Source organism: Xanthomonas sp. F10 (assembly GCF_014206815.1).
GTDB classification, from domain to species: Bacteria; Pseudomonadota; Gammaproteobacteria; order Xanthomonadales; family Xanthomonadaceae; genus Xanthomonas_A; species Xanthomonas_A indica.
Genome location: NZ_JACHNP010000002.1, coordinates 284,796 through 298,110 on the forward strand (window position 1 = coordinate 284,796; position 13,315 = coordinate 298,110).

General features: G+C 68.3%; 7 protein-coding genes. 5 read left to right on the top strand and 2 right to left on the bottom strand.

What is annotated here, in order from left to right; translation table 11 throughout:
• The first annotated feature begins 72 nt into the window (after positions 1–72).
• A complete protein-coding gene (locus FHR56_RS12750; RefSeq protein ID WP_160945539.1) occupies positions 73–1,020 on the top strand; it encodes an AraC family transcriptional regulator in 948 nt (315 codons plus the stop codon).
• A 14-nt stretch (positions 1,021–1,034) separates the two neighbouring features.
• On the opposite strand, the gene FHR56_RS12755 is transcribed toward FHR56_RS12750, so the two are convergent.
• Positions 1,035–1,715 carry a TetR/AcrR family transcriptional regulator gene (locus FHR56_RS12755; RefSeq protein ID WP_237473019.1) on the bottom strand — a complete coding sequence of 227 codons (681 nt, stop codon included), beginning with the start codon at positions 1,713–1,715 and terminating at the stop codon, positions 1,035–1,037.
• Between FHR56_RS12755 and FHR56_RS12760 the strand changes: the two genes are divergently transcribed.
• Positions 1,684–2,718: an NADP-dependent oxidoreductase gene (locus tag FHR56_RS12760; RefSeq protein ID WP_160945538.1), complete on the top strand. Its 1,035-nt coding sequence runs from the start codon at positions 1,684–1,686 to the stop codon at positions 2,716–2,718. The two genes, FHR56_RS12755 and FHR56_RS12760, sit on opposite strands and share 32 nt — an antisense overlap.
• A gap of 328 nt (positions 2,719–3,046) precedes the next feature.
• Here the strand turns inward: FHR56_RS12760 and FHR56_RS12765 are convergent, their stop codons facing one another.
• A complete protein-coding gene (locus tag FHR56_RS12765) occupies positions 3,047–3,454 on the bottom strand; it encodes a hypothetical protein (RefSeq protein ID WP_160945537.1) in 408 nt (135 codons plus the stop codon).
• Positions 3,455–4,176: 722 nt separating this feature from the next.
• Here FHR56_RS12765 and FHR56_RS12770 point away from each other — a divergent pair.
• The 3 genes from FHR56_RS12770 (at position 4,177) to FHR56_RS12780 (ending at position 13,309) form a co-directional block, all read left to right on the top strand.
• On the top strand, positions 4,177–7,329 hold the full coding sequence (locus FHR56_RS12770) for a GH92 family glycosyl hydrolase (protein ID WP_237473039.1): 3,153 nt from the start codon (positions 4,177–4,179) through the stop codon (positions 7,327–7,329).
• 293 nt (positions 7,330–7,622) lie between these two features.
• A complete protein-coding gene (locus FHR56_RS12775; protein ID WP_160945535.1) occupies positions 7,623–10,724 on the top strand; it encodes a TonB-dependent receptor in 3,102 nt (1,033 codons plus the stop codon).
• A 140-nt stretch (positions 10,725–10,864) separates the two neighbouring features.
• Positions 10,865–13,309 (top strand): GH92 family glycosyl hydrolase, encoded by a 2,445-nt coding sequence (locus FHR56_RS12780; RefSeq protein WP_160945534.1) that lies wholly within the window; start codon positions 10,865–10,867, stop codon positions 13,307–13,309.
• Positions 13,310–13,315 lie beyond the last annotated feature (6 nt).

Consider the following 13,315-nt stretch of genomic DNA (forward strand, 5'->3'; position numbering starts at 1 on the left):
TCACGACGATAGATTGCCGTCCCCGTACTCGCTACGATTCAAAGTCCTTGATTCGTTTGCGAGCGTCCAGAGATGGTGGATCCCCTTGCCGAGGTGGTGACGCTGCTGCAGCCGGCGGCCCGGTTCTCCAAGCAGGTGGTCGGTGCCGGTGCCTGGCGCATCCGGCGGTCCGACGCCGGGCAGCCGTTCTACTGCGCGGTGCTGGAGGGCGGCTGCCACATGGCGCTCGACGGCGGTGCGCCGATCCTGCTGCAGGCCGGCGACTTCGTCCTGGTGCCCGCGGCTTATCGCATCACGATGTCCAGCCTTGCGCACGCGGACGTGGCCGAGACCATGCCGACTGCATTGGGGAACGGCGTGTTCCGGATCGGCATGCAGGAAGGCCCGGCCGACCTGCGCATCCTGGTTGGCCACTGCAGTTTCGGCTCGCCGGACGCGGTGCTGCTGGTCTCGCTGCTGCCGCAGATGGTCTATGTGCACGGCGAGCACCGGCTCGCCACGCTGGTGCACCTGGTGAGCGAGGAGTCGCGCGAGGCGCGGCCCGCACGTGAGGTCGTGCTCTCGCGGTTGCTGGAAGTGCTGCTGATCGAAGCGCTGCGTTCGGCCGCCGGTACGGCGGCGTCGCCGGGCCTGGCGCGCGGGCTGGCCGATGCGCGCCTGGCCGCGGCGATCCGCGCGATGCATGCGCAACCCGCACGGGCGTGGACGGTGGCGGCCTTGGCGAAGGAAGCCGCTTTGTCGCGTTCGGCGTTCTTCGAGCGCTTCGGCCGCACGGTGGGCATGGCGCCGATGGAATACCTGCTGGCCTGGCGCATGGCCTTGGCCAAGGACCTGTTGCGCCGCAACGAGTTCGGCATCGCCGCGATCGCCGAGCGCGTCGGCTACAGCTCCGCGAGCACCTTCAGCGTCGCGTTCGCGCGCCATGTCGGACAGCCGCCGACGCAGTACGCGCGGGCAAGCGGCCGCGGCGCGGGGCGCGGTGAACCGTCGTTCTCCGAAGAGGTCGAGGGCGTGCAGTAGGCACCCGGCGTGGCCTACCGCTTCCGGGCCGACGGCTTCGGGGGAGGCGGTGCGGGTTGCGCAAGGATCGCACCGGTCACGAGTTCGAACAGGCGCTCGGCGCGCTTGGCATGCGACGGCTGTTCGCGCAGCCAGGCCAGCGCCGCGATCAGGTCGAACAGCTCGTCGCCGTCCATGTCGGCGCGGGCCTTGCCCTCCGCCTGCGCGCGCGCGAGCAGGGCGGCGCCTGCGGCGCGTAGCCGTACGCAGGAAGCGTGCAGCGCGGAGGATTCGTCTTCGATGGCGGACATCATCGGGGCGAGGATGCCGCGCTGGCGGTGGGTGAAGGCGATGATCTCCTCGAGCCAGGCCAGCAGCGCCTGGTCCGAGACCGCGGCCGTGCGCAGGGCGTCGGCCTTGGTCGCCAGGTCCTCGAAATCGTTGCGCAGCAGGGCTTCGAGCAGGGCCTCGCGGGTGGGGAAGTGGCGGTACAAGGTGCCCAGGCCGACTTCGGCGCGGCGCGCGATGTCGCGCAGCGAGGTGTCCGCGCCGGCTTCGGCCAGGGCCTCGCGGGCTACGTCCAGCAGGCGTTGGTAGTTTTTTTGGGCGTCGGCGCGCATGCTGTCCTTTACAAGTGGAGCGGTGCTCCGTATATTCGGAGCGCTGTTCCGGTCAGGATACGTCATGCACAGTTCCAAAGAAACGCCGCTCACCATGAAAGCGGTCCGCCAGCGGGCGTTCGGCGGTCCCGACGTGCTCCAGTACGAGGACGCGCCCGTGCCCGTTCTGCGGCCCGGCGAGGTGCTCATCCGGGTTCATGCCATCGGGCTGAACCCGCCCGACCTGTACCTGCGCGAGGGCTACTGCCGCCTGCCGCCGGAATGGCGCCCGCCGGTGGCGTTCCCGCTGATCCTGGGCACGGACGTGTCGGGGGTGATCGCGGCGGTGGCGGAGGATGTCGACGGGTTTTCGCCGGGCGACGCGGTGTACGCGATGGTGCGCTTTCCGGACGGGTTGGCCGGCGGCAGCCAGGCGTATGCGCAGTACGTTGCCGTGCCCGCCAGCGAGGTCGCGCGCAAGCCGGTCGGGATCGACCATGTACACGCGGCGGGCGCGCCGATGTCGCTGCTGACGGCGTGGCAATTCCTGATTGCGCAGGGCCATGACGTGGCCAATCCGCTGCAGCCCATGCCGCATGTGCCGGTGCCGTTGCAGGGCAAGACCGTGGTGGTCAACGGGGCGGCCGGCGGCGTCGGCCACTTCGCGCTTCAACTCGCCAGGTGGCAAGGTGCGCGCGTGATCGCGGTCGCGTCCGGCAAGCACGAGGCGTTCGTGCGCGAGTTGGGCGCCGAGACCTTCATCGACTACACCAAGACAGCGCCGCAGGACGTGCTGCACGAGGTGGACCTGGTGGTGGACGCCGTCGGCGGCGCCGGTGCGAGCAGGTTCCTGCGCACGCTCAAGCGCGGCGGCGCATTGTTCCCGATCTTTCCGCTCGGCTTCGATGGGCACGATGCGGCGGCGGCGCTGGGCGTGACGGTGTCCACCACCCAGGTGCGCTCCAGCGGCGCGCAACTCGGCGAACTCGCGGCATTGCTGGACGCCGGCACGGTGCGCGTGGCCATCGACAGCACCTTTGCCTTGTCGCAGGCACGGCAGGCGCACGAGCGTGCGGAGCAGGGGCACATCCAGGGCAAGATCGTGATGACGGTCGAGTGAGGCCGTGGATCGCGGCATTGCCGGCGGCATCGAATGGCTCCGCGGCTCGGCGATGCGTCGGTCATCGCAGCGCGTCTGGGGCAAACCGGGGCGGCGTGCACTGCTTGCATCAAGCACCACCGGCGACGTCCAGGCCCTATGGAGTGGTAGATGTGCTCTGCCCCGTTTCCCCGAGGCCGGATTCCGCAAGCTTCCGACACGCAACGCACGCCGTCGCCAAGCGTCGATCAAAGAAGATGCCCGGCGCAACTGGCCGTTGCGCGGAAGAATATCGTTGGATCAAGCCGCGCCGCAGCGCGACGTCGGCTCGAATGCAGAGTCAGGTCGCTTACCGGCAAGTCTCAACGCGATAGGCATCGGTCGTGCAGCGCGTCGTGTTGCCCTTGCCGTCGTTGCACGTCTTGACACCGAACGCGTCCGTGGTGCAGCGCGTCTGGTTGCCCTGGGTGTCGAGGGTGGTGGTCGTGCCGTAGGCGTCTGTCGTGGTGCGCGTCATGCTTCCCTCGCTGCCCTGGCACGCCTTGGTGCCGTAAGCGTCGGTGGTGCAGCGCGTCTCGTTGCCCCGGTCGTCACGGGTCGTGGTCGTGCCATAGGCGTCTGTCGTAGTGCGCGTCATGTTTCCGTCGTCGCCGCTGCACGTCTTCACGCCGAACGCGTCGGTCGTGCAGCGTGTCTCGGCGAATGCGCTCGACGTTGCCAGCAGTCCAGTAAAAAGTACGAGTGCGGCCGTCTTCATTAAACCCCTGAGTGTGTGTAGCGATCCAGCGCTTGCCAGTGTAGCCGTTGATCGTCAGTCAGGCCGGGCGCTCTCTCGCCTTTGATCGCCCCTCGTCGCGAGGTTCAGCGTCATCCCTTTTCGTACTCAACGTAACGCGATCGATGCTGGATCGGATGTCGATCCGCAGAGGACTGTTGCGCAGCAGCATGCAACTCTTCAGAAGGCGTGTTACTTCTAGCTCAGTTGGATCGATCCAAAGCCATTGATGCAGCGCATCCTTGGGGGAGATGGCGGGTAGGGATCGCGTGCAACGAGTTGCTGACGCCTGCTCTCCTCCGCATGCATCTGCGGTCGTGAAGCCTGATTAGCGGCCGACTCGCGCGGCGACCCCCGGGACGATCCGGTCCACGTTGCGCGCATTCGCTGTGCGCCGTTACCACCGGAAGTGCGTGACGCCACGCGTCGCGGCACAACCGATCGAGAGAGTTGGGGAGCCTGTCATGCCAATCCGTCTGCGCTTCGCGCACCTGCCTGGATCGTCTTGCAGGTGGATGGCGTCGCTCGTTGCCTCGGCGTTGCTGTGCGCGGGAATTGGCGCGGCATGTGCGGCCGATGCCGACTTTGCGTCCTCGTTCGAGCGCGGCGAAGCTGCGCCAGCGTCGGCGGCGCAGTCCGACAAAACAGGCGTGAGCGTCGCCATCGGCAAGGGTCCCGAGCAGCCCTACGCGGCCAAGGCCGGCATGGGCTACACCGGGCTGCATGCGCTGCACTATCGCGCCAATGCGGCCGGGCGTGCACACCTGTTCGCGGTGGATCTGCCGGTGGGGTCGGAGACAGTGCTGTCGTGGATGGTGCTGCCGGAGATCGTCGACGGCGATACAGTGGCGTCGACCGGCGTGGCGGTGGATCTGTTGTTCGACGACGGGCGCCGCTTGTCCGAGTTGGGCGTGGAGGATCAGCACGGAGCGCCAGTCAGTGCGGCGGGGCAGGCGGCGTCGAAGACGCTGTATCCGCAGCAGTGGGCGCTCAAGCAGGTGCGGCTGGGTGAGGTGGCGACCTTGCGCGGCAAGCGCATCCGCGCGATCGAGCTGCAGGTGCAGCCGGGCGCCGGCAAGCTGGCGTCGGGCTGGATCGACGATGTCGCGGTGCGCCGCGAACCTGCGCCGCAGGCGGCGCGGCGGCCCAGCGACGAGGTGGTGACCACGCGCGGCACGCAGTCCAACGGCACGTTCTCGCGCGGCAACAACATCCCGGCCACGGCGATGCCGCATGGCTTCAATTTCTGGGTGCCGGCGACCGATGCGGGGACGCTGAGCTGGCTGTACCGCTGGAACGAGCAGAACGGCGACGACAACCGGCCGCGGCTGCAGGCGCTATCGATCAGCCACGAGCCCAGTCCGTGGATGGGCGATCGCCAGACCTTCCAGGTGATGCCCTCGTCCACGCGCGGGGTGCCGGAGGCGGATCGCAGCAAGCGCGCATTGTCGTTCAGCCACGACCATGAGGAGGCGCGCCCGCATCTGTACCGGGTGGATTTCGACAACGGGATCCGCGCCGAGCTGGCGCCGAGCGAGCGGGCCGCGATCTTCCGCTTCCGCTTCCCCGAGGGCGGCGATGCCAATCTGCTGTTCGACAATGTCGACGCGCGCGGTGGGCTGACCCTGGATGCGGCGACGCAGACCCTGCGCGGCTACTCGGACACGCGCAGCGGCCTGTCCAACGGCGCCACGCGGTTGTTCGTGTATGCGCGCTTCGACCGCCCGTGGACCGCCAGTGGCAAGATCGCCACGGGCCGGCCGACCGGCTATGTGAAGTTCGCGCCGGGCGCGGACCGCATGGTGGTGATGCGCATCGCCACCTCGCTGATCTCGGTGGAGCAGGCGCAGCGCAATCTGCAGCAGGAGATCGGCGACGCCGGCTTCGAGGTGGTGCAGTCGCGCGCGCAGGACGCGTGGGACGCGCTGCTGGGCCGGGTGCAGGTGCAAGGCGCCAGCCACGACCAGCGGGTCACGGTGTATTCCAACCTGTACCGGCTGTTCCTGTACCCCAACATCGCCCACGAGAACGTCGGCGATGCGGCGCATCCCGATTGGCGGCACGCGGACCAGAACAGCTGGTCGAAGGACAACACGGGCGGCGATGCCGAACGCACCGCGGCGCCGATCCTGCCGGGCAAGGTCTACGTCAACAACGGCTTCTGGGACACTTTCCGCACCAGTTGGCCGGCGTATGCGCTGTTCGCGCCGGAGCAGGCCGGGGCGATGATCGATGGTTTCCTGCAGCAGTACCGCGACGGCGGCTGGGTGGCGCGCTGGTCCTCGCCGGGTTATGCGGACCTGATGGTCGGCACCAGTTCCGATGTGGCGTTCGCCGATGCCTGGCTGAAGGGCGTGCGCGGGTTCGATCCGCACGAGGCCTACGCGGCGGCGCTGCGCAATGCCACGGTGGTGCCGCCGGTGTCGAATGTGGGCCGCAAGGGCCTGGCGCGTTCGATGTATCGCGGCTACGCGGCCAACGACGTGCACGAGGGGCTGTCGTGGACGCTGGAGGGCGCGCTCAACGATTTCGGCCTGGCGCAGATGGCGCAGGCGCTGGCGGATCAGGAACAGGATGAGCAGCAGGCACAGCGCTACCGCGAGGAAGCCGAGTACTTCCAGGCACGCGCGACCGATTATGTGTACCTGTTCGATCCGGCGACCCGCTTCTTCCGTGGGCGCACGCCGGCCGGCCAGTGGAGCACCGCTGCGTCCAAGTTCGATCCGCGCGTGTGGGGCGGCGACTACACCGAGGCCAATGCCTGGACCTTCGCCTTCACCACGCCGCACGACGCCACCGGCCTGGCCACGCTGCTGGGCGGCGAGGACGCCATGGCCGCGCGCTTGGACGAACTCTTCGCCACGCCGGAGACCGCGGACAAGCGCTTTGCCGGCAGCTACCGCGGCGTCATCCACGAGATGACCGAGGCGCGCGACGTGCGCATGGGCATGTACGCGCACAGCAACCAGCCCTCGCACCATCTGCCGTGGATGTACGTGGCGGCGCGGCAACCGTGGAAGACCCAGCGTCTCACCCGCGAGGTGCTGCGTCGGCTGTACCTGGGCAGCGAGATCGGCCAGGGCTATCCGGGCGACGAGGACAACGGCGAAATGTCGGCGTGGTACCTGTTCGCCATGCTCGGGCTGTATCCGCTGCGGATGGGCGCGCCGGAGTACGTGATCGGCTCGCCGGCGTTCCCGCGCGCCGAGGTCGACCTCGGCAACGGCCGCAAGTTGGTGGTGATCGCGCGCAACAACAGTGCGCGCAACGTGTACGTGCAGTCGCTCACGCTCAACGGCAAGCCTTGGAACAAGGCCTGGCTGCGCCACCAGGACATCGCCGACGGCGCCACGCTGGAGTTCGTGATGGGCGCGACGCCCTCGCGCTGGGGCAGCGGTGCCGATGCGCTGCCGCCGTCGCTGACGCCGCCGGGCAACGCGCCGCGTGGGCTGGAGGATGTGGCGTCGCAGGCCGTGGCGGTGTCGTTGCAAGGGCAGCCCAAGGCCGCGGCCTTGATCGACGACGATGCGGCGACGGCGCTGCCGCTGCCGGCCGGTGCCAGCGTCGATCTGCGCTTCGCGACGCCGCAGCGCGCCACGCACTACACGCTGACCAGTGGCGACGCTGCCTTGTCTGGCCTGGCGTGGACGCTGGAAGCGCGCAACGGCGACGGCGCGTGGACCACGCTGGACCAGCGGCGCGAACAGCGCTTCGCCTGGGCGCGGCAATTGCGGCCGTTCCGCATCGCCAAGCCCGGCGCCTACAGCGCCTATCGGCTGCGCATCGACGCGGGCGAAGCCGTTTCGCTCGCCGAGATCGAACTGCTGCAGCCAGCGACACGGAAGGCCGTGCCGTGAGGCGGCCGCAACGTGGCGCATGCGCATCGCTGCGCCCACGATGCAGACGACACCCCACGCCCTAGACCTGTTGCGCGGCAGCATGCGTTGCAGGGAAGGCTGTGGTACTTAGGTTTCCACTGCATTAGAACGATCCAATTCAGTTGTGCAGGACAGAGGGGGAAGGACCGCAAGACCGGCTCGCCGCAACGGCGCCGGACGTTTTCGTGTCACATCGCGCGGAGTTCTTGCCCGATCGTTGGATCGATAGAAACCCGCCGCAGCCGATCAATCTTTGGGAGAGGATGATTGAAATGAACTGCATGCCATCCGCACGCAATCGCAGCACGCTGTCCGCCGGTATCGCCGTCGCCTTGTTCGCCAGCGCCGCCTCCACAACCGCGTTCGCCCAGCAGGCCGACGGCACGCCGGCCCCCGCGGGCCAGGCCGAAGTGCAGGCCACCGACCTGGACGTGGTGACGGTGACCGGCTATCGCTACGCGATCGAGAAGAGCCTGGAGCAGAAGCGCAACGCCAACGCCGTGGTCGATGTGATCACCGCCGAGGATGTGGGCAAGTTCCCCGACAAGAACGTGGCCGACGCGCTGCAGCGCGTGCCCGGCGTGGTCATCACCCGCGACGGCGGCGAGGGCAAGAACGTCAGCGTGCGTGGCCTGTCCTCGGAGCTGGTGCTGACCGAATTGAACGGCAACTACATCGCCACCGCCGAGTCCAACGGCGACCCGACGCGCTCGTTCAACTACACGCTGCTGCCGTCGAACCTGCTGGGCAGCGCCGAGCTGTACAAGACGCCGGAGGCGCGCATCGACGAAGGCGGCATCGGCGGCACGGTGATCCTGCAGACGCGGCGCCCGCTGGAGCTGGAGCCCAATTCCGGCTTTGTCTCCGCCGAGGGCGTGTGGTCGGACAGCAGCAAGAAGACCGACGGCCAGTTCTCCGGCTCGTACTCGTGGCACGACCAGGACAACCGTTTCGGCGTGTTCGTGGGGTACACGCAGCAGAAGCGCACGGCGCGCACGCTAGATGCCAGCACCGAAAACTGGCAGTGGTACGGGCGCGACGAAGGTGGCCGCGCGTTCGACGTCAACGGCAAACCCTCGGACTTCAACGCCATCTGGGGTGGCGCTCCCGGCTTCTGGGACCAGAACGGAAGGTACTACACCGGTTTCATGATGCCGACGGCGGTCGCGCTGGAAGCCAAGCGCGAGGAGCGCGAGCGCAAGGGCGGCCAGCTGACCTTCCAGTTCAAGCCGACCGACGACCTGACCCTGACCGCGAACTACTTCCGCTTCGACCTGTCGCAGAACTCGCAGACCAACACCATCAAGATTCCCGAGTGGAACATTGCGCGTTCTTCCGGCGACGGCAACTGGCGCGGCGGCCGCCTGCTCGACGGTCTGCAGTTCGATCCCAGCGGCACGATCGTCACCGGCGCCAACTACAGCCTGCATCCAGGCAAGGCCTACTACTGCAGCGAGGCCCAGGCCGCCGCGGCTGGTCTGCCGCCGGGCGGCTGGGGTTCGGACGACTGTACGGTGCCGACGCCGCAGATCACCGGCAGCTACAACATCGAAAAATCGCTGTCGCAGACGGTGGACCTGGGTGGCGAATGGCGTGGCGAGAAGGTGGACGTGTCGTTCAAGGCCGGTCGCACCTGGGCCAAGGGTGGGCCGGAACTGCAGTTCTCCCTGCCGATCAAGCCGCGCCGCCAGAACGCCGACGGCAGCTGGAGCAATGGCAATTTCGCCAGCGCCTGGGATCTGACCGGCACGCCGTCGATGACGTTCTCGCCGGAGCTGATGCAGAACCTGCGCGACGGCATCCTGCAGGTCGACCTTGGCTCGACCGGCTCGTCCTGGACCCGCAACACCAACCAGCAGCAGTACGCGCAGATCGATACCACCTGGCATATCGACGGCGCGTTCTTCGACTCGCTGCAGTTCGGGCTCAAGCGGCGCGACGGCGGCGTCCACCGCAACACCGGCAACAACTACTGGGTGTGCCCGGGCACCGACCCGAGCGACTACAACAACCGCTACTGGAACGGGCGCTGCAATGCCCTGGCCACGCAGTTCTCGCCGGATCTGCTGTTCCCGCTGGACAACCTGGCCGGCGGGGTCAGGTCCAGCGCGTTCCCGGCGATCAACTTCCCTGGCTACATCGGCTACTTGAACAACACCTACGGCGCGATGCAGACCCGCAACGAAGACAACTTCGTCTACAACGTCGACGAGAAGATCTATTCGACCTACCTGCAGCTCAACTTCCACACCGAGCGCCTGCGCGGCAACGTCGGCGTGCGGGTGGCGCGCACCGGCCAGCATGCCGATTCCACCGACAAGGTGACCGCCTACAACGATTACTTCTTCGATGGTGCCGACGGCAACCCGCTGGCCTGCCAGCAGGGCGCCGCCATGCCCGCCGGCGCGCCGGCCGATACCTACTGCGGCACCGAGGGCTATTGGCGGCTGTCGGACACCGAACAGCGCACCGAGTCGTTCGTGGTGAGTGCGCTGGACCGCAACTACACCGACGTGCTGCCGAGCTTCAACCTGGCCTACGACCTGACCGAGAACCTGCTGCTGCGCGCGGCGGCGTCGAAGGTCATCGCGCGGCCCAGCTACAACGCCATCGCCGCGCCCGGCAGCCTGGAGTACTACAGCCCCGAGTACGTCGCCGACCGGCGCCTGACTGGCGGCGCCAGCGAGCAGGGCTGGTACGGCTCGGGCAGCAACAAGAACCTGGAGCCGTACAAGGCCACCCAGTTCGACCTGGGGCTGGAGTGGTACTTCCTGCCGGGCTCGGTGGCGGGCGTGGGGCTGTTCCGCAAGAACGTGGAGAACTTCTCGGTCGACGTGGTCAGCGACGTCAACATGCTGATCAACGGCCAGACGATCACGGTGCAGAACTACAGCACCAAGGCCGGCGGCCAGGATGCGGTGTCGCAGGGCGTGGAGCTGTATGCGCAGCACACGTTGCCGTCCGGCCTCGGCGTGCAGTTCAACTACACCTACAACGATGCCAGCAAGGCGGCGGTGCGGCTGGAGGACGGGACCGAGGTCGGCAAGACCGCGATGCCGGGCAGCGCCAAGAATCAGACCAACCTCACCGTGTTCTACGAGACCGACCGCCTGCTGCTGCGCGCCTCGTACAACCGCCGCGGCGAGCTGGTGCAAGGCCTGGTCAACGGGCTGAACGTGTACGAAGAGCCGTACTACCAGATCGATGTCAACGCGGCATACAACATCACCCCGGCACTCAGCCTCACCGCTTCGGTACTGAACCTGACCAAGCAGGAGTCGCGCCAGCACCTGGGCGACGACACCCGGGCGCGCTTCTACACCGGCGGCTACGCCGGGCGGCTGGCGTACCTGGGGCTGACCTACAAGTTCTAAGCTGCAACGTGTCGTGCCCATGCCTGCCGCACCGCGGACGGCATGGGCGCGAGGGGCCCGGCGACGGTCGGGCCGCTGCTTTCGTCGTCCACGATCGCGCCGTCGCGCCTGTCGCGGTCGTTCACCACAGGACCCATCGCATGACGTCTTCCCCGCTGCCTTCCCTGCTGCGCACACTCGCCCTGTCCTTGCTCCTGACCACGCCGGCACTGGCTGCCGCGCCGTGGCTCAGTGCCGAGGTCAACACCTTCATCGGCAGCAAGGACGACGGCAATACCTTTCCCGGCGCGTCGGCACCGTTCGGGATGATCCAGGTCAGCCCCATCGGCGCGCACTACGCCGGCTGGCGCTACGACGATCCGCAGATCCGCGGCTTCGGCCATTCCTTCCTGTCCGGCGCCGGCTGTTGGGAACAGGGCGGGCAGGTCTCGGTGCTGCCGGTGACCGGGCGCATCGGTCCCGGCGGTGATTTCGATACGGGCGATCCGAAGGCCTTCGACCACACCCGCTACGGTGCGCGCTACCAGCACGACGGCGAGCGCGGCCAGGCCGGCTACTACAAGGTGCGGCTGACCGATTACGGCGGCATCGATGCCGAGGCCACCGCGCTGACCCGCGCCGCGGCCGAGCGCTATACGTTTTCCACGTCGGGCGACGGCCATGTGCTGGTCAACATCGGCCAGGCCAACGCCCGCCACACGGTCACCGGCAGCACCTTGACCGTGGTCGGCGATCGCGTGGTGGAAGGCAAGCTGGTGACGCAGAGCTTCTGCGGCGGCCACCAGTACACCACCTGGTTCCGCCTGGAGTTCGATCGCCCGTTCAAGGCCTTCGGTACCTGGGGCGAGGCCGGCGGCGTGCCGGGATCGCGCCACGGCATGGAGGGCGAGGGCAAGCCGAGCGGCGCGTGGCTCACCTTCGACCTGGGCAAGGGCCGCTCAGTCACCGCCGTCTCGGCGATCTCGCACGTGGACGCCGAGGGCGCGCGCAACAACCTGCGCAGCGAGGGTATGGCCAACGGCCGCCTGCTCGGCTTCGACGCCATGCACGCCCGCGCGCAGCAGGCGTGGGACAAGGAACTGGCCAGCGTGCGCGTGCACGGCGGCAGCGGCGACGACCGCGTGGTGTTCTACACGGCGCTGTACCACGCGCTGCTGCAGCCGCTCACCGGCAGCGACGCCGATGGCCGCTACCGCGGCTACGACGACGGCATCCACCATGCCGATGGCTGGACCTATCACGAGTTTTTCTCGCTGTGGGACACCTACCGCTCGCAGAACCAGTTGCTGGCACTGTTGCGGCCGCAGCGCGCCGCCGACATCGCGCGCTCGATCCTGGCGATCAATGCACAAGGCGGCTGGCTGCCGCGCTGGGGTTATGCCAACTTCGAGAGCAACGTGATGACCGGCGATCCGGTCACGCCGTTCCTGGTCGACCTGTGGCGCTTCGGCGCGCTGCAAGGGCGCGAGGCCGAGGCCTACGCTGCGCTGCGCCGCAACGCCTTCGAGATGCCGCCGTTGAACTCGCGGCATGCCGGGCGCTCCGGCAATGCCAACTACCTGGCGCAGGGGTTCGTGGAGTACGACCGCGCGTTCCCGTCCAAGGGCATGGACGTCGACCCGCACCATGGCGGCTCGGCGACGCTGGAGTACGCACTGGCCGATTGTTCGCTGTCGGCCATGGCCGGCGCACTGGGCCATGCCGAGGACGCGGCGGTGCTGAACCGCCGCGGGCGCAACTGGCGTTCGATCTGGGATCCGTCGGTGCGCGACACGGACACCGGCTTCACCGGTTTCCCGCGGCCCCGTACCGAGGACGGTGCGTGGTACACGCCGTCGGATGGCCATTACGATCCGCGCTCGCAGCATGGCTTCCACGAAGGCACGGCCTGGCAGTACCAGTGGCTGGCGCAGCAGGACGTGCCGGGCCTGGTGGAGGCGATGCACGGGCCCGAGCAGACCGGGCGACGCCTGGACGCGTTCTTCGCCTACGACGCGCTGCTGGCCGACCCGGCCGGCGCCGCGCGCAAGGAATGGGTGGTGGGGCCGTACAGCTACTACAGCCAGTTCCGCTACAACCCCAACAACGAGCCCGACCTGCATGCGCCGTGGATGTACACGCTGATCGGCCAGCCGTGGAAGACCAGCACCGTGCTGCATGCGGCGCAGACGTTGTTCACCAATGCGCCGAACGGCGTCACCGGCAACGACGACCTGGGCACGATGTCGGCGTGGTACCTGTTCAGCGTCATGGGCCTGTATCCGGCGGTGCCGGGCACCGGGCAGTTCCTGCTGCACGCGCCGCGTTTCTCGCGCGTCGAACTGGACGTGGCGCCAGGTCGCACGCTGCGCATCGAGGCGCCGCAGGCCGGCGACGGCAAGCTGCGCTATGTCGGGGGCGTGTCGCTGGATGGCCGTGCGCACGCGCCGGTGTGGCTGGACTGGGCGCAGTTGCGCCAGGGCGGCCGCCTGCGCTTCGACCTGCGCGATGCGCCGCAGCCGCAGGGGTGGGGCACGCAGCCGCAGGACCTGCCGGTGTCGCCGTGCGCGGCGCCGAACACCACCGCCAGCCTGCGCTGGCACTGAGTCCGC

Bases quoted from the DNA above. Each gene is read 5' to 3' on its own strand.
- FHR56_RS12750 (WP_160945539.1), top strand. From the start codon at position 73: ATGGTGGATCCCCTTGCCGAGGTGGTGACGCTGCTGCAGCCGGCGGCC.
- FHR56_RS12760 (WP_160945538.1), top strand. From the start codon at position 1,684: ATGCACAGTTCCAAAGAAACGCCGCTCACCATGAAAGCGGTCCGCCAG.
- FHR56_RS12755 (WP_237473019.1), bottom strand. From the start codon at position 1,715: ATGGTGAGCGGCGTTTCTTTGGAACTGTGCATGACGTATCCTGACCGG.
- FHR56_RS12765 (WP_160945537.1), bottom strand. From the start codon at position 3,454: ATGAAGACGGCCGCACTCGTACTTTTTACTGGACTGCTGGCAACGTCG.
- FHR56_RS12770 (WP_237473039.1), top strand. From the start codon at position 4,177: ATGGGCTACACCGGGCTGCATGCGCTGCACTATCGCGCCAATGCGGCC.
- FHR56_RS12775 (WP_160945535.1), top strand. From the start codon at position 7,623: ATGAACTGCATGCCATCCGCACGCAATCGCAGCACGCTGTCCGCCGGT.
- FHR56_RS12780 (WP_160945534.1), top strand. From the start codon at position 10,865: ATGACGTCTTCCCCGCTGCCTTCCCTGCTGCGCACACTCGCCCTGTCC.